Source organism: Saccharothrix coeruleofusca (genome assembly GCF_017876325.1).
GTDB classification, from domain to species: domain Bacteria; phylum Actinomycetota; class Actinomycetes; order Mycobacteriales; family Pseudonocardiaceae; genus Actinosynnema; species Actinosynnema coeruleofuscum.
The window spans coordinates 6,153,358-6,169,115 of sequence record NZ_JAGINV010000001.1 but is presented as its reverse complement, the minus strand read 5'-3'; the positions used below and the strand labels follow the sequence as shown (position 1 = coordinate 6,169,115).

General features: G+C 72.5%; 19 protein-coding genes and 3 tRNA genes. 15 read left to right on the top strand and 7 right to left on the bottom strand.

Translation table 11 applies throughout. From position 1 onward, the window contains the following. Window positions 1-68: 68 nt before the first annotated feature. Window positions 69-209 (top strand): hypothetical protein, encoded by a 141-nt coding sequence (locus JOF41_RS28035; RefSeq protein WP_209623078.1) that lies wholly within the window; start codon window positions 69-71, stop codon window positions 207-209. On the opposite strand, the gene JOF41_RS28030 is transcribed toward JOF41_RS28035, so the two are convergent. Next, entirely contained in the window at window positions 206-1,243 is a 1,038-nt protein-coding gene (locus JOF41_RS28030) for a LysR family transcriptional regulator (protein ID WP_209623076.1), read from the bottom strand. The genes JOF41_RS28035 and JOF41_RS28030 overlap by 4 nt on opposite strands. A gap of 248 nt (window positions 1,244-1,491) precedes the next feature. On the opposite strand from JOF41_RS28030, the gene JOF41_RS28025 reads away from it, so the two are divergent. The 4 genes from JOF41_RS28025 to htpX are packed head-to-tail and all read left to right on the top strand — an operon-like array spanning window position 1,492 to window position 3,838. Then, window positions 1,492-1,911: an NADH-quinone oxidoreductase subunit B gene (locus tag JOF41_RS28025; protein WP_189224098.1), complete on the top strand. Its 420-nt coding sequence runs from the start codon at window positions 1,492-1,494 to the stop codon at window positions 1,909-1,911. Continuing rightward, window positions 1,911-2,489, top strand: a complete 579-nt coding sequence (locus JOF41_RS28020; RefSeq protein WP_189224099.1) for an NADH-quinone oxidoreductase subunit C — start codon at window positions 1,911-1,913, stop codon at window positions 2,487-2,489. Before JOF41_RS28025 ends, JOF41_RS28020 begins: the two co-directional genes overlap by 1 nt. Beyond that, on the top strand, window positions 2,482-2,958 hold the full coding sequence (locus JOF41_RS28015) for a 4Fe-4S binding protein (RefSeq protein WP_189224100.1): 477 nt from the start codon (window positions 2,482-2,484) through the stop codon (window positions 2,956-2,958). The genes JOF41_RS28020 and JOF41_RS28015 overlap by 8 nt, the downstream gene beginning before the upstream one ends. Before the next feature lie 19 nt (window positions 2,959-2,977). After that, entirely contained in the window at window positions 2,978-3,838 is an 861-nt protein-coding gene (gene htpX, locus JOF41_RS28010; protein WP_189224101.1) for a zinc metalloprotease HtpX, read from the top strand. 47 nt (window positions 3,839-3,885) lie between these two features. On the opposite strand, the gene rfbA is transcribed toward htpX, so the two are convergent. After that, the gene (rfbA, locus tag JOF41_RS28005) at window positions 3,886-4,770 is read right to left on the bottom strand and encodes a glucose-1-phosphate thymidylyltransferase RfbA (RefSeq protein WP_209623074.1); all 885 of its coding nucleotides are present in this window, start codon (window positions 4,768-4,770) and stop codon (window positions 3,886-3,888) included. Beyond that, window positions 4,767-5,258 (bottom strand): YajQ family cyclic di-GMP-binding protein, encoded by a 492-nt coding sequence (locus JOF41_RS28000; protein ID WP_189224103.1) that lies wholly within the window; start codon window positions 5,256-5,258, stop codon window positions 4,767-4,769. Before JOF41_RS28000 ends, rfbA begins: the two co-directional genes overlap by 4 nt. A 123-nt stretch (window positions 5,259-5,381) precedes the next feature. Between JOF41_RS28000 and JOF41_RS27995 the strand changes: the two genes are divergently transcribed. Continuing rightward, window positions 5,382-5,462 (top strand) — tRNA-Tyr (locus JOF41_RS27995). A gap of 24 nt (window positions 5,463-5,486) precedes the next feature. On the opposite strand, the gene JOF41_RS27990 is transcribed toward JOF41_RS27995, so the two are convergent. Continuing rightward, window positions 5,487-6,140, bottom strand: a complete 654-nt coding sequence (locus JOF41_RS27990; protein WP_307867549.1) for a TetR/AcrR family transcriptional regulator — start codon at window positions 6,138-6,140, stop codon at window positions 5,487-5,489. A 61-nt stretch (window positions 6,141-6,201) separates the two neighbouring features. Here JOF41_RS27990 and JOF41_RS27985 point away from each other — a divergent pair, with 61 nt between their 5' ends. Next, entirely contained in the window at window positions 6,202-7,152 is a 951-nt protein-coding gene (locus JOF41_RS27985; RefSeq protein WP_209623070.1) for an NADP-dependent oxidoreductase, read from the top strand. Window positions 7,153-7,308: 156 nt separating this feature from the next. Then, window positions 7,309-7,926: a hypothetical protein gene (locus JOF41_RS27980; protein ID WP_209623068.1), complete on the top strand. Its 618-nt coding sequence runs from the start codon at window positions 7,309-7,311 to the stop codon at window positions 7,924-7,926. A 97-nt stretch (window positions 7,927-8,023) separates the two neighbouring features. Here JOF41_RS27980 and JOF41_RS27975 read toward each other — a convergent pair whose 3' ends face one another. Together JOF41_RS27975 and JOF41_RS27970 are read right to left on the bottom strand one after the other, a co-directional pair. Continuing rightward, the gene (locus JOF41_RS27975; protein ID WP_189224106.1) at window positions 8,024-8,278 is read right to left on the bottom strand and encodes a hypothetical protein; all 255 of its coding nucleotides are present in this window, start codon (window positions 8,276-8,278) and stop codon (window positions 8,024-8,026) included. A 70-nt stretch (window positions 8,279-8,348) separates the two neighbouring features. After that, a complete protein-coding gene (locus JOF41_RS27970) occupies window positions 8,349-9,152 on the bottom strand; it encodes a GNAT family N-acetyltransferase (protein ID WP_209623066.1) in 804 nt (267 codons plus the stop codon). A 22-nt stretch (window positions 9,153-9,174) separates the two neighbouring features. Here JOF41_RS27970 and JOF41_RS27965 point away from each other — a divergent pair, with 22 nt between their 5' ends. The 7 genes from JOF41_RS27965 (at window position 9,175) to JOF41_RS27935 (ending at window position 14,319) form a co-directional block, all read left to right on the top strand. Then, on the top strand, window positions 9,175-9,945 hold the full coding sequence (locus JOF41_RS27965) for a PhzF family phenazine biosynthesis protein (RefSeq protein ID WP_209623065.1): 771 nt from the start codon (window positions 9,175-9,177) through the stop codon (window positions 9,943-9,945). A 175-nt stretch (window positions 9,946-10,120) separates the two neighbouring features. After that, entirely contained in the window at window positions 10,121-12,730 is a 2,610-nt protein-coding gene (locus tag JOF41_RS27960; protein WP_189224109.1) for a putative bifunctional diguanylate cyclase/phosphodiesterase, read from the top strand. A gap of 65 nt (window positions 12,731-12,795) precedes the next feature. Continuing rightward, window positions 12,796-12,871, top strand: a tRNA-Thr gene (locus JOF41_RS27955). A 42-nt stretch (window positions 12,872-12,913) separates the two neighbouring features. Continuing rightward, window positions 12,914-12,986 (top strand) — tRNA-Met (locus tag JOF41_RS27950). Window positions 12,987-13,207: 221 nt separating this feature from the next. Next, on the top strand, window positions 13,208-13,372 hold the full coding sequence (gene rpmG / locus JOF41_RS27945; RefSeq protein ID WP_189224110.1) for a 50S ribosomal protein L33: 165 nt from the start codon (window positions 13,208-13,210) through the stop codon (window positions 13,370-13,372). 75 nt (window positions 13,373-13,447) lie between these two features. After that, window positions 13,448-13,897 carry a MaoC family dehydratase N-terminal domain-containing protein gene (locus tag JOF41_RS27940; protein ID WP_189224111.1) on the top strand — a complete coding sequence of 150 codons (450 nt, stop codon included), beginning with the start codon at window positions 13,448-13,450 and terminating at the stop codon, window positions 13,895-13,897. Then, window positions 13,897-14,319 carry a MaoC family dehydratase gene (locus JOF41_RS27935; RefSeq protein ID WP_189224304.1) on the top strand — a complete coding sequence of 141 codons (423 nt, stop codon included), beginning with the start codon at window positions 13,897-13,899 and terminating at the stop codon, window positions 14,317-14,319. The genes JOF41_RS27940 and JOF41_RS27935 overlap by 1 nt, the downstream gene beginning before the upstream one ends. A gap of 88 nt (window positions 14,320-14,407) precedes the next feature. Here the strand turns inward: JOF41_RS27935 and JOF41_RS27930 are convergent, their stop codons facing one another. Further along, window positions 14,408-15,649 carry a pyridoxal phosphate-dependent aminotransferase gene (locus tag JOF41_RS27930; protein WP_189224112.1) on the bottom strand — a complete coding sequence of 414 codons (1,242 nt, stop codon included), beginning with the start codon at window positions 15,647-15,649 and terminating at the stop codon, window positions 14,408-14,410. Window positions 15,650-15,758: the final 109 nt, after the last annotated feature.

Sequence of the window (15,758 nt, the reverse complement as noted above, 5' to 3'; positions counted from 1 at the left end):
CTAGCGCCCACGCCCCCGCAGTGCTCGGATCGACGGCGACCCGCTGTCGAACAGGTAGGGAGCGTGCCGTGAACGACCTCGACGCCCAGCGCTCGGCGCCTCAACCGCGGCAGGAGGCACGCGAGGAGGACCGCAAGGTCGCCCCGCGGCCGCCGAGCGGGCTGGAGTGGCTGGTCCGCCAGGCCCAGCGGCAGAGGCACCCGCGCTAGTCGGGCACCTCCCGCTGGAAGGCGGCCCACAGCAGGTTCAACGGGTGGTCGGTCGGGAACTTCGCCCGCTCCTCCTTGCGGGCGAAGACCCCGACCAACCGCTCCAGCCTCGGCTCGCGGTCGTCGGCCAGCTCCACCACGCGCAGCCCGGAGCCCTCGCGCAGCTCGTTGTTGGCCGCCACCACGCCCAGCCCGGACGTGACGATCATGCAGCCCTCCACCAGCCCGGACCGCAGCAGCGACATGCCGTACTGGATCTCGTCGATCTCCGCGGCGATGTCGAGCTCGTTGCGGTAGTCCGGGCCGAACCAGCCGCGCAGGAACTCCGCGATCAGCCCGTCCGAGGGCACCACCAGCGGCAGCTCCGGCAGGTCCCCGGTGGCCGCGCGGGGGCCCAGCCGGTGCTCGGGCAGGTTGGTCAGCAGCGCCAGGCCGCCGCGCCGCCACTCGATCACGTCGAACTCCTCGAAGCCGCCGCTACGGCCTGCGGGCGTGACCACGCTGCCGCAGACGATGTCGACCTCCTTGCTGGCCAGCTTGCGCCAGATGTCCTTGGTGCGGATGTGCACCACCTTCAGCTCCACGTCGCGCCGCCGGAAGTCGTCGGCGACGTGGTGCCACGCCTTGGCCAGCGAGTCGAGCATGAACCGCGTCGTGCCCACGGTGAGCGTGGTGCCCAGCTTGCGGCGGCACTCGTGAATCGAATCCAGCCACTCGCGCAGCGTGGTGCGCGCCAATGCGACCAGCGCTTCACCGGTGGGCGTGATCAGCACGTCTTTTCCGCGTCCCTGCTTGACCACCAGCGGTTCCCCGCACAACTGCTTGAAGTTGCGGTTGAGCGTGTCGATCTGCTTCTGCACGCTGGACTGCTCGCGGCCCAGTACCCGCGCCGCGCGCAGCGCGGACTTCGTCTCGTACACCGCGATCAGCGTCCTGAGCTGGTCGAACGTGGTGTCCAGCAGCACTGGCGATGCGTGCAGCAACCGGCTGAGCGGGTTGCCCGCGGGGAGGAGCAGCTGGGCCGAAGCGGACATGAGTGCCTCTCGGGTCGGCGAGCCTGCACGGTCGATGATCTACCGATTAGTTGTACTGAACTTGACCACAGTTCACGATGAAATTATCCGAAGATCTTTGCGCATTCGTCTGGACTGCACACCCGATCCGTTGGAGACTCGTCACGCGACCGGGGGCGAGTTCACCGGAAGCAATGAGGGGGGTTTGGGGGGTTGGGGGCCCGCCGGGCGGCAGCCGGGCGGGCCCCCACGTATTAACCTCATCGGTCGTGACGGTTTCCACGCTCGACTGGGGCACGACGTACCGGGTCACCGTGCTCGACCTCGGCCTGGCCTGCTGCGGCGTCGAGGTGATGACCGCGCTGGAGGGCCACCGCCCCGAGGACCTGGCCAGGCTCGGCGTCGACCCGGTGCACGCCGCGGGGGAGGCCCACGTGCTCGTCGTGTCCGGAACGGTCACCGACGTGATGCTGCCCGCCGTGCTCGCCACCTACCGGGAGATGCCCGAACCGCGCTACGTGCTCTCGGTCGGCGCGTGCAGCAACACCGGCGGCCCGTACTGGGACTCCTACAGCGTCACCAAGGGCATCGACCAGGTGCTGCCCGTGCACGTCGCCGTCCCCGGCTGCCCGCCGCGCCCCGAGGCCCTGCTGGAGGGCCTGGCCGCGCTGCACCGGCTGGTGTCCTGATGGGCGCCGCGTCCGCCGAGCTGGCGCAGCGGGTGCCCGGCGCGCAGACCAGGACGGCCTTCGGGCAGACCACCGCGCACGTGCCGCTGGACGGCTGGGTGGCCGCCGCCCGGTTCGCCCGCGACGAGCTGGGCTGCGCGGCCTTCGACTGGCTGGGCGTCGAGGACGCGGGCAGGCCGGGGGCCAGCGGCAGCAGGCACGCCGTCCTGCTGCACGTGCTGCACCCGGAGACCAAGGACGGCCTGCTGCTGCGCACCGAGGTCGCCGACGGCGAGGAGCTGCCCAGCGTCGCCGGGCTGTGGGCGGGCGCCGCCTGGCACGAGCGGGAGGCCGCCGAGATGTTCGGCCTCGCGCTGGCCGGTCAGCGGCCCGCGCGCCTGCTGCTGCCCGACTCGTTCGCGGGCCACCCGCTGCGCAAGGACTTCGTGCTCGCCTCCCGCGTGGTGCGGCCGTGGCCGGGCCGCCTGGAACCGGGGGAGGACGGCACGTCCGCCCCCAGCCGCCGCCGCGCCGCCCCGCCCGGCGTGCCCGACCCGTCGTGGGGACCACGACCCGAACAGGAGGACGACCGTGGCTGAGCTGCCGCCGCGCAGCCGCGGGGTCATCGCGCTGCTGGAGGCCAACTGCACCGTGTGCATGATCTGCGCGCGCGAGTGCCCGGACTGGTGCATCCACATCGACTCGCACACCGAGGTCGAGCAGCAGCCCGGATCGGCCCGCCCGCGCGCCCGCAACGTGCTCGACCGGTTCGCCATCGACTACGGCCAGTGCCTGTACTGCGGCATCTGCGTCGAGGCGTGCCCGTTCGACGCGCTGCACTGGGCCCCCGACTTCTCCTACCCCGGCACCGGCTCGCCCGACGGCTCCGGCGCGGTCGCCGAACTCGTCCACGAGCGCGACGTGCTGGGCACCTGGGTCGCCCAGGTGCCGCCGCCCCCGCCGCTGGACCCGCGGGCCGAGCCCGCCCCGGAGAGCACCGCCACACGCCCGGCACGCGGCGGTGCCGGAACCCCGCGCAGGCCGGGGACGTTGAGGGAGAGGACTTAACGACCGGAGGCGAAGCGACGTGCACAAGCACTACAACGGGGTGAAGACCGCGTTGCTGCTCGGTGCGATGAGCGCGCTGATCGTGGCGATCAGCTCGTTCTTCGGCCGCACGGCCCTGGTCATCGGCCTGCTGGTGGCGCTCGGTGTCAACGCCCACGCCTACTTCAACTCCGACAAGCTCGCGCTGCGGGCCATGCGCGCGCGGCCGGTGTCGGAGGTCGAGCAGCCCGCGATGCACCGCATCGTCCGCGAGCTGGCCATGGCCGCCCGCCAGCCCATGCCCCGGCTCTACCTCAGCCCCACCATCGCGCCCAACGCGTTCGCGACCGGGCGCAACCCCCGCAACGCGGCCGTGTGCTGCACCACCGGCATCCTGGACCTGCTCGACGAGCGGGAGCTGCGCGCCGTGCTCGGGCACGAGCTGTCGCACGTCTACAACCGCGACATCCTCATCTCGTGCGTGGCGGGCGCGCTGGCGGGCGTGATCAGCGCGCTGGCCAACCTGGCCCTGTTCGCGGGCATCTTCGGCGGCGACGACGAGGACCGCCCCAACCCGCTGGCGGTGCTGCTCACCGCGGTCCTCGGCCCGGTGGCCGCGAGCGTGGTGCGGATGGCGGTCAGCCGCTCCCGCGAGTACCAGGCCGACGCCTCCGGGGCGGAGCTCACCGGCGACCCGCTGGCGCTGGCCTCGGCTCTGCGCAAGATCGAGGACGGCGCCAAGGCCGCCCCGCTGGCCCCCGAACCGGCCGTCGTGGCCCAGTCGCACCTGCTGATCGCCAGCCCGTTCCGGCCGGGCGAGCAGCTCGCGCGGCTGTTCTCCACCCACCCGCCGATCGCCGACCGCGTGCGCCGCCTCGAAGAACTGGCCCGCCGCCCCTGACCGCGCCCGCAAGTACCACCCGACCCCCGCCCAGGGGCCGGTAACCACTACCCGGCGCGGCCGCCGACCTCTCGGGCGACGTTCATCAGGTACTGGCCGTAGCCGGACTTGGCCAGCTTCTCGCCCAGCGTGTAGCACTCGTCGGGGGTGATGAAGCCCATCCGCAGCGCGATCTCCTCCGGGCACGCGATGCGCACGCCCTGCCGGTGCTCCAGCACCTGCACGAACTGGCCCGCCTCCAGCATCGAGTCGTGCGTGCCGGTGTCCAGCCAGGCGAACCCGCGCCCCAGGTCGACCAGCCGCGCCCGGCCCCGCCGCAGGTAGTGCAGGTTGACGTCGGTGATCTCCAGCTCGCCCCGCGCCGAGGGCTGAAGCCCTCGGGCGATCTCCACCACCTCGTTGTCGTAGAAGTACAGCCCGGTGATCGCCTTGTTCGACTTGGGCCGGGCGGGCTTTTCCTCGATGCTGACCAGCCTGCCGTCCGCGTCCACCTCGCCCACCCCGTAGCGCTCGGGGTCCTTGACCGGGTAGCCGAACAGCACGCAGCCCTCCAGCGTGGCGGCGTGGTGCTGGAGCAGCCTGGAGAAGCCCTGGCCGTAGAAGATGTTGTCGCCCAGCACCAGCGCCACGTCGTCGTCGCCGATGAAGTCCGCGCCGATCACGAACGCCTCAGCCAGCCCGTTCGGCGCGGCCTGCTCGGCGTACTCGACGCGCAGGCCGAACTGCCCGCCGTCGCCCAGCAGGCGGCGGAACAGCGGCAGGTCGGTCGGCGTGGAGATGACCAGCACCTCGCGGATGCCCGCCAGCATGAGCACCGACAGCGGGTAGTACACCATCGGCTTGTCGTAGACCGGCAGCAGCTGCTTGGACACCGCCTGCGTGATCGGGTGCAGCCGCGTGCCGCTGCCACCCGCCAGGATGATGCCCTTCATCGGTAGTTGGTGAACTGCAGCGCGATCCCGAAGTCGGAGTTCTTGAGCAGGGCGATGACGTCCTGCAGGTGGTCCTTCTTCTTGCCGGAGATGCGCAGCTGGTCGCCCTGGATCTGCGCCTGCACGCCCTTGGGGCCCTCGTCGCGGACCTTCTTGGCGATCTCCTTGGCCTTCTCCGAGGAGATGCCCTGCACCAGCGTGCCGGTCACCTTGTAGACCTTGCCCGACACGGCCGGGTCGCCCACCTCGAACGCCTTCATCGAGATGCCGCGCTTGACCAGCTTCTCCTGGAACACGTCGATCGCGGCGCGGCAGCGCTCCTCGGTCTCGGCCTGGAAGGAGATGGCCTCCTCGCCCGCCCAGGCCACCTGCGCGCCCGTGCCGCGGAAGTCGAACCGGGTGCTCAGCTCCTTGGCCGCCTGGTTGAGCGCGTTGTCGACCTCCTGGCGGTCGACCTTGCTCACCACGTCGAACGACGGGTCTGCCACGTGCCTGAACCTCCGCGTGCGCTGGGTCTGGTGCCACCCGAGAGCCTACTGGGGTAACCCGGTTGCAGGGGGCCGCACGGGCTTATGTATTGTTCCCACCGCACCCGGCACCACCGGGAGCGGGGCGGGTTGCCCGAGCGGCCAATGGGAGCGGACTGTAAATCCGTCGCGAAAGCTACAGAGGTTCGAATCCTCTACCCGCCACGCGAGCCAGAACACCCCCTCGACCTAGAACAGGTCGAGGGGGTGTTCTCGTCTTGTCCTTTCGGGACCGGCGGGTCGCAGTGGCAACCGGACAGCCGGTGGGAGCGGTGCCCGCTCCGGTCCAGCCCGGAATGACTGGATCATCAGCGCCGCTAAGCGGCGGGCGGCGGCCTGGCGGTCGTCGGGTGATCCGGCTCGCATCCCCCGGTTCGCCATCAGCGCCAGGATCAGGTCCTCCAGGACGAAGTCGGCCCGCAGTTCCCCTGTTCTGCGCGCGCGGCGGACGAGTTCGGCGAGCATCCGCAGCGTCCGGGCGTGGTCGGCGGCGAAGCCCGCTTCCGGTGGAAGCCGGGGGACGAGGGCGCGGATGAAGTCCCGGCCGGAGGCGTGTGCCCGCACGAGTTCCTCCAGCACCAGGCGGAAGCCGAGCCAGGCGTCGGGCTGGGCCAGGCCCTCCTCGACCACCGCCGAGCACAGGACCGGCTGCGCGGCGAACGCCTCGGCCAGCAGCGCGTCCTTGTCGGGGAAGTGCCGGTAGACGGTGGCGACGCCGATCCGCGCGCGTCGTGCGATCTCCCGGATCGGCACGTCGGGGCCGTCGGTGGCGACCGCCAGGCGGGCGACAGCCAGGATGCGCTCCCGGTTGTCGCGCGCGTCCGAACGCCGCGGTCGTCCCACTTCGGCCCTCCTCGCTCTCACTTCAGTCAACCGGACCGCACGCTCCGTTACGGTCCGGCCCATGAGAGCTGTCGTGTTCACCGGGTTCGGGTCGCCCGATGTGGTGCGCGTGGTCGAGGTCGAGGCCCCGCACGCCGGGCCGGGGGAGATCCGCGTCGCCGCGCGGGCGTCCGGGCTGTCGACGGGGGAGGTGCTCATCCGCTCCGGCGCGCTGGGCGACGCGGTGCCCGTCACGTTCCCGCACCGGACCGGCTTCGATGCGACGGGCGTGGTGGACGAGGTCGGCGAGGGCGTCACCGGCGTCGCCGTCGGTGACGAGGTGTTCGGCATGGCTTCGACGGCCACGCGCGGTGCCAACGCCGATCACGTGGTGCTGAGCGCGTGGGCGGCCAAGCCCGCGGCGTGGAGCTGGCCGGAGGCGGGCGGGGCGGCGGGCGGCGTGGAGACGGCCACGCGCGTCCTGGACCGGCTCGGGGTCACGGCGGGGCAGACAGTGCTGGTGAACGGCGCGGCGGGCGCGGTCGGCGGCGTCGCCGTCCAGTTCGCGGCTGCTCGCGGTGCCGTGGTCATCGGCACGGCGAGCGAGCGCAACCACGACTTCCTGCGGTCGCTGGGCGCGGTGCCGACGACGTACGGTCCGGGGTTGCCCGGCCGGGTTCGGGAGCTGGCGCCGCGCGGGGTCGACGCGGTGTTCGACTGCGCTGGGGGAGCGCTGCCCGACCTGATCGCCATCGCGGGGGACGCGGCGCGCGTGGTGACGATCGCCGACTTCGACGCCGCCGCCCACGGCGTCCACATGTCGCACGGCGCCCCGGCGGAGCGGACCGGCGATGCCGTGGGGTCCGGTGCCGATCCGCTCGCGGTGCACGGTCTCGACATCGCGGTCCGCTTGGCCGAGGCGGGCGGGCTGCGGATTCCCGTCGCGGCGACGTTCCCCCTCACCGAGGCCGCCGCCGCGCACGAGTTGAGCGAGACCCGCCATGCGCCGGGGAGGATCGTCCTGGTCAACTGAGGCCAACTGCTGTGATCTCGATCACTGAAAACGAACGTGGCTGATCCACTTCACGTCACTCAGGGTGACGCCGATCGCGTCGATCCAGCCACGGCCCGGCGCCACACCGCGCGGGGCCTGTGATCAGGGGAAGCCGCAGTTATGAAGAAGTTTCGCGTGCCTTTGCTCGTGCTCCTCGCCGCCGCGTCCGCGCTGCTGGGGACGGCCCCCGCGAGCGCGACCGCCCAACCCGCCGCCACGGGAGCGGACGTCAACGGCGACGGGGTCGAGGACCAGGTCGTGCTCCAGCGGGTCGAGGACGAGCCCGAGAACCAGGAACTGGTCGTCACCGTGAACGGCGAGCGGCTCGTCGCCAAGCTCCCCGTCGACCCCCACGTCGGCGTGCGGCCCCCGCGCGTCGTCGACCTGGACGGCAACGGCAGCCACGAGATCGCGGTGGTCGAGCAGGCGAGCGGTGACGTGCTGGCGTTCAGCGTCTGGGGCCTGTTCGACGGGCTGCGGGCGGTCAGCCTGGCCGACGGCACCAAGCTCTACGCCTTCGAGGGCGGCGGCGCGAGCGCCCTCAACGGCTACGGCTGCGCGCAGGGGCCGGGCGGGCGCGAGTTCGTCACCGCGGGCGGCTGGCTCCGGGACTGGAACGAGCCGAGGGTCTACGAGGGCGACCGCACCACCTACGCCGTGCGGGACGGCATCGCCACGCGCCTGTCCGCGACCCCGGTCGTGGGCGAGCCAGGCGCCCCCGGCTACCAGGTCGACCCGGCGGCCTGCGACTGAGATCGCCGCACGGGTGGGGCCGACGCGCAAGTGCTTCCTCTCACTTGCGTGCCGGCCCCATGTGCAGCATAACCTATCTCGAACACATGTTCGAGGGTCAGCTGAGAGCGGCTTTCCCGGCCTCGGTGAGCTCGGCGTCCGCTCGTTCCCCCAACCCCACCACCGCGCGTGCCCGCAGCAGGCCCGCGTGCACCAGGTCGTGCGTGACCATCTGGTCGCAGCAGGGCAGCCCGTCGACGTAGAGATCGGGCTCCCGTCCCCCGGACAGCTCCGCCCGACCCGCCGCGACCGCCCGCAGCATGGCCCTCGCCCTTCCCGACAGCTGGCCCACCGGTTCGCTCACCGTTGTCATGGCGACCCCCTTCGCCCGTTTACCGCTAAGAGGCGCTTCGCGGGCGTCGAGTACCTGTCGCCCCCGCGGTTCACCCGGCCGGGCGACGTCCGCCGGAGCGCGTCCACGTCGTCCACAGGGGTCGGTAGCCGTGGGAGTACCAGAACGGGGTGGACAGCGGGTTGAGCGGCGCGTGGTGCAGCAGCGTCACCGCCACCCCCGCGCCGTCCAGCAGACCGTGGACGTGGCGCACCAGAGCGCTGCCGACGCCCGTGCCGCGCGCCTCGGAGCGCACCCCCAGCATCGGGATGTAGGCGGCGGGCGCGAGCGAGGTGCGGTCGGCGATCCAGTCGGAGTGCCCCGGCCAGTCCAGGTACAGCGCCCCGAGCACGTCGCCGCCGCGGTGCGCCACCCACGCGCACGGCCGGTCCCGCTCCAGCAGCGACGCGACGCGCTCGCGCAGCCGGGCCGCGCTGCTCGGCCGCTCGGTGACCATGCCGAAGCGGCTGTCGTACCGGACGACCTCCAGGTTCAGCTCGGTCACCACGTCCACGTCGGCCCCGGCCAGCTCCCGGACGGCCACCTCCGACGGCCGCGCGGGACCTCGGCCCGCCCGGCGGGCGGCGATCACCACCGAGGGCGCGAAGCCGTGCGCCCGCAGCGTCCGGGGCGCGTCGGCGGCCCGGCTCGGCACGACCACCACGGCGGCGGTGTCGGGGTCGTCCGCGCCGCTGAGCGGCCAGCGCCGCAGCAGGTCGTCCAGGTCGGCGTCGGGGTGCCAGGTCAGGGAGTGCACGCGCAGCGCGCCCCAGGTGGCGTTCAGCTCGTCGGGGGACAGCTCCGTTAAGGAGTACCGGGCTTCCACGTCGTGGAAAGGGGGCAGCAGGTCGTCCATGCCTGACCGTAGCCTCTGGGCCGTGGAAGTCCAGGTGGTCGACGCGTTCACCGACCGGGCGTTCGCGGGCAACCCCGCGGGCGTCGTGCTGCTCACCGCCCCCGCCGACGAGGCGTGGATGCAGGCCGTCGCGGCCGAGATGAAGCACGCCGAGACGGCGTTCGTCGAACTGCGCGACGACGACGAGCCGCTGGGCCTGCGCTGGTTCACCCCGGTCCGCGAGGTCGACCTGTGCGGGCACGCGACCCTGGCCGCCGCGCACGTGCTGGGCGGCGACCGCCGGTTCCGCACCCGCAGCGGCGTGCTCACCTGCGCCGCCCGCGACGGCTGGGTGGAGATGGACTTCCCGGCCGACCCCGCCGAACCCGCCGAGGTCACCGCCGAGCTGCGCGCCGGACTGCCCGGCGTCACCGTCGAGGCGGTCGGCCGCGCGGTGTCCGACGTGCTGGTGCAGGTCGCGTCGGCGGCGCAGGTGCGCGCGCTGGAGCCGGACCTGGCCGCGCTGGCCGCGGTGCCCGGCCGGGGCGTCATCGTCACCGCCCCCGGCGACCGGCCGGGCCTGGACGTGGTCAGCCGCTGCTTCTACCCCTCCTACGGCGTCCAGGAGGACCCCGTCACCGGCTCCGCGCACTGCACGCTGGCGTCCTGGTGGGCACCCCGGCTGGGCAAGCCCGAGCTGTTCGCCGAGCAGTGCTCGCCGCGCGGCGGGCAGGTCCGGGCGACCCTGGTGGGCGACCGCGTGCGGCTGGCCGGACGGGCCGTTACGGTGCTGCGCGGGCGGCTGATCGTGTGAGCGGCTGCGTTACTTGTGGTGGCAATTGCCCGCGCGACCTGCCATTTCGTCGCCCAACCGGGGTACATTGAGACCGCTCGAGGGGTCTCGGTCGGTGTTCGAGACCCCTCTGTCACGCCAGGAGCTCGTAGGCCGCGACCCGGCCCACCGCGACCACGGCCGACGAGGAGGCTGGATGTCCGACCACGTGTCGGCCACGGCGCCCAACGCCCCGACCCGGTCCACCAACCGCGCTTTCAGCACCTTCGCGGGCGCGCTGCTCGCGGCGGGCGTGCTGTCGGCGATCGCCGTCGGCTGGTGGCTGCCCGAGGACCCGGCCGAGCCGCGGCTGCTGTGGACCGGTCCGCTGCTGGTGATCGGCTTCCTGCTGGCCGAGCAGCTGGCCATCAACGTCGACGTGCGCAGCGGTGTCGCGTGGACCATCTCCTTCACCGAGATACCGCTGGTGCTGGGCCTGCTGGTCGCGCCGTTCGAGGTGGTGCTGGCCGCGCACGTGGTCGCGGGCGTGGGCACGCTGCTGGGCAGGCGCGTGCTCGACCGCGCCGTCTACAACGCGGGCCTGATGTTCATGGAGATCTCGGTGGCCTTCGCCGCCGCGGAGGCCGTCAAGCGGCTCATCGGCGACGTCGGCCCCGTCTGGGCGGGCGCGTTCGTCGGCACCATCGCGGTGCCGCTGCTGGCCAGCGTGCTCGGCCTGACCGCGCTGCGGCTGATGGGCAAGGGCATGCGGGTCGCCCCGAGCGTCCGGCTGGTGCTGCAGACCCTGGTCGTCGCGCTGCTGAACACCTCGGCGGGCCTGGCGGGCTACGAGATCGCCAGCCGGGGCCTGTGGGGCATGGTGCTGATCGCGCTGGTCTTCGCCGGCATCACCGCCATCTACCTGGCCTACTCCGGCCTGCTGCGCGAGCAGCGCGACCTGGAGGCGCTCAGCGAGGTCTCGCTGCGGGTGGCCCGCTCCGGCAGGCACGCCACCGGCCCGCGCGGCCCCGCGCCGGACAGCGCCGACGGCCGCGCCGAGGACGACGACGACGAGTGGCAGCTGATCGCCGAGCGCATCCGCGAGCAGCTCAACGCCAACCGGGTCGTGCTGCGGCTGCGCACCGACCCGCAGGCGCCCATGCGCACCCTGGTCGCGGGCGAGCCCCTGCCCTCGTCACTGCGCCGCGACGAGCAGCGCCTGCCGCGCGAGGACGCCATGCTCCAGCTGCCCGGCACCCAGGTGCGCTACTTCCGCGCGGCGGAGGCGGGCGAGGAGGTCGCCGAGGCGCTGGTCCGCCGCGACGCGCAGGAAGCGCTGGTGGTGCCGCTGCGCGGGGCCACCCAGCTGCTCGGCGCGGTCGAGGTGCACGACCGGCTCAGCCGGTGGCGCGGCTTCGGCCGGGCCGACATCCAGCTGCTGGGCACGCTGGCCAGCCACCTGTCCACCGCGGTGGACAACCGCAGGCTGCTGGCCCGGCTGCGGCACGACGCCTACCACGACCCGCTGACCGGGCTGCTCAACCGCACCGGCTTCCGGGAGGCCGCGGCCGAGCCGCTGCGCGAGTCCGACACCGCCGCGGTGGTGCGCGTCGACCTGGACGTGCTGTCCACCGTGCTGGACGCGCTGGGGCAGGCGTGGGGCAACCGGATGGTGGTCGCCGCGGGCCGCAGGCTGCGCGACGAGCTGGGCCCGGAGGTGCCGCTGGCCAGGCTGGAGGGCGGCGCGTTCGCCGCGCTGCTGGTCGACCGCCAGGCCGAGCGCATCCGCGAGATCGCCGAGCGGCTGCGGGCCTCGCTGTCGGTGCCCTACCCGGTGGACCGGCTCACCGTGGAGGCGGGCGCGGTGGTGGGCTGGGCCTCGACCACCGACGTCGAGGCGGAGGACCCGGACGCGGACGCGCTGCTGCAGGGCGCGGACGTGGCGGTGCGGGCGACCAACGAGAACGAGCCGCTGCGCGCCTACGCGCCCAGCATGGGCCAGATCTTCCTGCGCCGCTTCCAGCTGGTCACCCAGTTCCGCTCGGCGCTGGAGAGCGGCCAGATCTCGGTGCACTACCAGCCCAAGGTGGCGCTGCCCAGCAAGCAGGTGATCGGCGCGGAGTCGCTGGTGCGCTGGAAGCACCCCGAGTTCGGCCGGGTCGACCCCGACGAGTTCGTGCCCGCCGTGGAGGCCACCGGCCTGGTCGACGTGCTCACCGACTTCGTCATGGACAAGGCGCTGGAGCGGGTCCGCCGGTGGATCGACCGCGGCCTGCGCATGTCCATCGCGGTCAACCTGTCGGTGCGCACGCTGGCCGACGAGGAGTTCCCCGACCGCGTGGCCGCCGCGCTGGCCCGCCACGACGTGCCGCCGGAGCTGCTGACCTTCGAGCTGACCGAGTCCGGCGTGATGGCCGACCCGGAGCGGGCGCTGCCGGTGCTGCGGCGGCTGCACCAGATGGGCGTGGTGCTCGCGGTGGACGACTTCGGCACCGGCTACTCGTCGCTGGCCTACCTGCGCCAGCTGCCGGTGGACGAGGTCAAGATCGACAAGAGCTTCGTCCTCGGCATGGGCACCGACCTGGGCGACATGGCGGTGGTCCGCTCCATCGTGGAGCTGGGCCACTCGCTGGGCCTGACGGTGGTTGCCGAGGGCGTGGAGGACGACGCCGCGCGCGACCAGCTGGTGGGCATGGGCTGCGACGTGGCGCAGGGCTACCTGATCTCCAGGCCGCTGTCCGAAGATCGCTTCGAGGCTTGGTTGCACGCACGAACCGTGCAGGTCAGGGGTGCGCGGGATGAGACGGTGCTCACTCTTGTGCACTGAACCCACCCCCCGATTTCACTCTTCGGCCGGGAGTGTGTAGAGTTCACCTCGCTCCGCAAGAGCAAGCCCCTTTAGCTCAGTCGGCAGAGCGTCTCCATGGTAAGGAGAAGGTCTACGGTTCGATTCCGTAAAGGGGCTCCACAACTGGCCGCGGTGCGTGAGCATCGCGGCCGTGTTGTGTGAAGCGGTGTAGCTCAGTTGGCAGAGCAAGCGGCTCATAATCGCTGTGTCGCCGGTTCAAGTCCGGCCACCGCTACGCGAGTGGGCGAGGCATGTCCGCGGAAAGCGCGGACCGGGCTCGCTCCGCATCACACCGGGGGCGCAGCCCCCGGACCCCGCCCGGGGAGGGCTTCGCCCCCCTGGACCCCCTGATCCGGTGGTTGGGTCGGGTGGTGCCGGCGGGGTTGCTTTATCCCGCCGGGGTGGTAAGCCTGCCTCGGGTTTTCGGGGCCACCGAGCTCTAGAAAGGCAAGGACCGTGGCTGCTACCGACGTACGCCCCAAGATCACCCTCGCGTGCGAGGTGTGCAAGCACCGGAACTACATCACCAGGAAGAACCGGCGCAACGACCCGGACCGCCTGGAGATCAAGAAGTTCTGCCCGAACTGCAAGACGCACCGGGCGCACAAGGAGACCCGCTGAGGGTCGTCCGATCCCTGGTTCGCGCGAGGCCCGTCCCCCGGTGGGGGCGGGCCTCGTTGCGTATAGCCTGCTGCGGTGGCTCTTGACTTGTCGTTCGTCGGACGGACCTACCCGGCTGCGGAGCCCTACGAGGTGGGGCGGGAGAAGATCCGGGAGTTCGCCGACGCGGTGGGGGCGGGCAGCGCCGTGCACCGGGATGTCGAGGCGGCTCGGGCCGCCGGGTACCAGGACGTGATCGCGCCCCCCACGTTCGCGACCATCCTGTCGATGAAGGCCAGCGACCAGCTGATCGGCGACCCCGCGCTGGGCCTGGACTACAGCCGGGTGGTGCACGGGGACCAGTCGTTCGTGCACCACCGGCCGATCCGGGCCGGGGACCGGCTGTCGGTGGTGCTGCACGTCGACGGGATCACCTCCCGCATGGGCAACGACATGGTGTCGCTGCGGGCCGAGATCACGGCCGAGGACGGGGAACTGGTGACCACCGGGCGGTCCACGCTCGTGGTGCGCGGGGAGGGTGCGTGATGGTGCTCGCAGCTGCTGACGTGTCCGTGGGGGACGAGCTGCCGCCCGTGTCGCTGCGGATCACCCGCGCCGACCTGGTCCGGTACGCGGGGGCCTCGCTGGACTTCAACCCGATTCACTGGAACGAGCGGTTCGCCCGCGAGGTGGGGCTGCCCGGCGTGATCGCGCACGGGATGCTGACCATGGGGATGGCCGCGCGGATCGTCACCGAGTGGGCGGGCGACCCCGGAGCCGTCGTGGAGTACGGCGTGCGGTTCGGCAGGCCCGTACCGGTGCCTGACGACGACGAGGGCGCTCTCGTGGAGGTCACCGGGAAGGTGACCAAGGTCCTGGAGGACGGCACGTTCAAGGTGAACGTGACGGCCTCGTTCGAGGGCAAGTCGGTCCTGGGCGGCGCCTTCGCCCGCGTCCGCCTCCCCTGACCGCGCCTGCAAGTACTACCCGGCACCCGCTCAAGGGCCGGTTACTACCACCCGGCCGCCCCGATGGAACCGGGGCGGCCGGGTGGGGTCAGCTCACCTCGCGGAGGAGTTCACCCATGCGGGTGACGCCGGTCTTCAGGTCGTCGTCGCCCAGGGCGTAGGACAGGCGCAGGTAGCCGGGCGTGCCGAAGGCCTCGCCGGGCACCACGGCGACCTCGGCGTGCTCCAGGATCAGCGCGGCCAGCGTGACCGTGTCGGTGATGGTGGTGCCGCGCAGCCGCTTGCCGATCAGCTCCTTGACCGAGGGGTACACGTAGAACGCGCCCTTCGGCGTGGGGCAGGTCACACCGGGGATCGCGGACAGCAGCTCGACGATGGTGCGCCGCCTGCGGTCGAACGCCTCGCGCATCTCGTGCGCGGCGTCCAGCGGGCCCGACACCGCCTCCAGCGCGGCGCGCTGGGAGACGTTGGCCACGTTCGAGGTCAGGTGCGACTGGAGGTTGGCCGCGGCCTTGACCACGTCGGCCGGGCCGATCAGCCAGCCGACCCGCCAGCCGGTCATCGCGTAGGTCTTGGCCACGCCGTTGAGCACGATCGTGCGGTCGGCCATCTCGGGCACCGCCACCGGCAGCGACACCGACTCGGCGCCGTCGTAGACCAGGTGCTCGTAGATCTCGTCGGTGATCACCCACAGGCCGTTGGCCAGCGCCCACTGGCCGATCGCGGTGATCTGCTCGCGGCTGTAGACCGAACCGGTGGGGTTGGACGGCGAGCACAGCAGCAGCACCTTCGCGCGCGGCGTGCGGGCCGCCTCCAGCTGCTCGACGGTCACCAGGTAGTCGGTCGACTCGTCCGCGGTGACCTGCACCGGGACGCCGCCCGCGAGGGTGATCGCCTCGGGGTAGGTGGTCCAGTACGGGGCGGGCAGCAGCACCTCGTCGCCGGGGTCGACGATGGTGGCGAACGCCTGGTAGACGGCCTGCTTGCCGCCGTTGGTGATGAGCACCTGGCTCGCGGGGACCCGGTAGCCGGAGTCGCGCAGGGTCTTGGCGGCCACCGCCTCGCGCAGCTCGGGCAGGCCCGCGGCGGGCGTGTAGCGGTGGTTGCGCGGGTCGGCGCACGCGGCCTGCGCGGCGGCCACGATCGCCTCGGGCGTGGGGAAGTCCGGCTCCCCCGCGCCGAAGCCGATCACCGGCCGCCCGGCGGCCTTGAGCGCCTTGGCCTTCGCGTCCACCGCGAGGGTCGCGGACTCGGCGATGCCGCCGATCCGCTTGGAGATCCTCGGGAAGTCGGGGGTGCCGGTCGCGGGGGTCGTCTCAGGCGTAGCCATGCCGCCAATCGTGGCAGACGACACCACCGGTTTTGCCGCCGGCACCCCCGCTGACCGGGCCAGTTGGAAGAGTGCCCCCGCTGTGCCGTATGCTTCCGGTCTTGGGACG

Coding starts and splice junctions, on each gene's coding strand:
- JOF41_RS28030 (WP_209623076.1), bottom strand. CDS start 1,243: ATGTCCGCTTCGGCCCAGCTGCTCCTCCCCGCGGGCAACCCGCTCAGC.
- JOF41_RS28020 (WP_189224099.1), top strand. CDS start 1,911: ATGGGCGCCGCGTCCGCCGAGCTGGCGCAGCGGGTGCCCGGCGCGCAG.
- rfbA (WP_209623074.1), bottom strand. CDS start 4,770: ATGAAGGGCATCATCCTGGCGGGTGGCAGCGGCACGCGGCTGCACCCG.
- JOF41_RS27985 (WP_209623070.1), top strand. CDS start 6,202: ATGAGAGCTGTCGTGTTCACCGGGTTCGGGTCGCCCGATGTGGTGCGC.
- JOF41_RS27975 (WP_189224106.1), bottom strand. CDS start 8,278: ATGACAACGGTGAGCGAACCGGTGGGCCAGCTGTCGGGAAGGGCGAGG.
- JOF41_RS27970 (WP_209623066.1), bottom strand. CDS start 9,152: ATGGACGACCTGCTGCCCCCTTTCCACGACGTGGAAGCCCGGTACTCC.
- JOF41_RS27960 (WP_189224109.1), top strand. CDS start 10,121: ATGTCCGACCACGTGTCGGCCACGGCGCCCAACGCCCCGACCCGGTCC.
- JOF41_RS27935 (WP_189224304.1), top strand. CDS start 13,897: ATGGTGCTCGCAGCTGCTGACGTGTCCGTGGGGGACGAGCTGCCGCCC.
- JOF41_RS27930 (WP_189224112.1), bottom strand. CDS start 15,649: ATGGCTACGCCTGAGACGACCCCCGCGACCGGCACCCCCGACTTCCCG.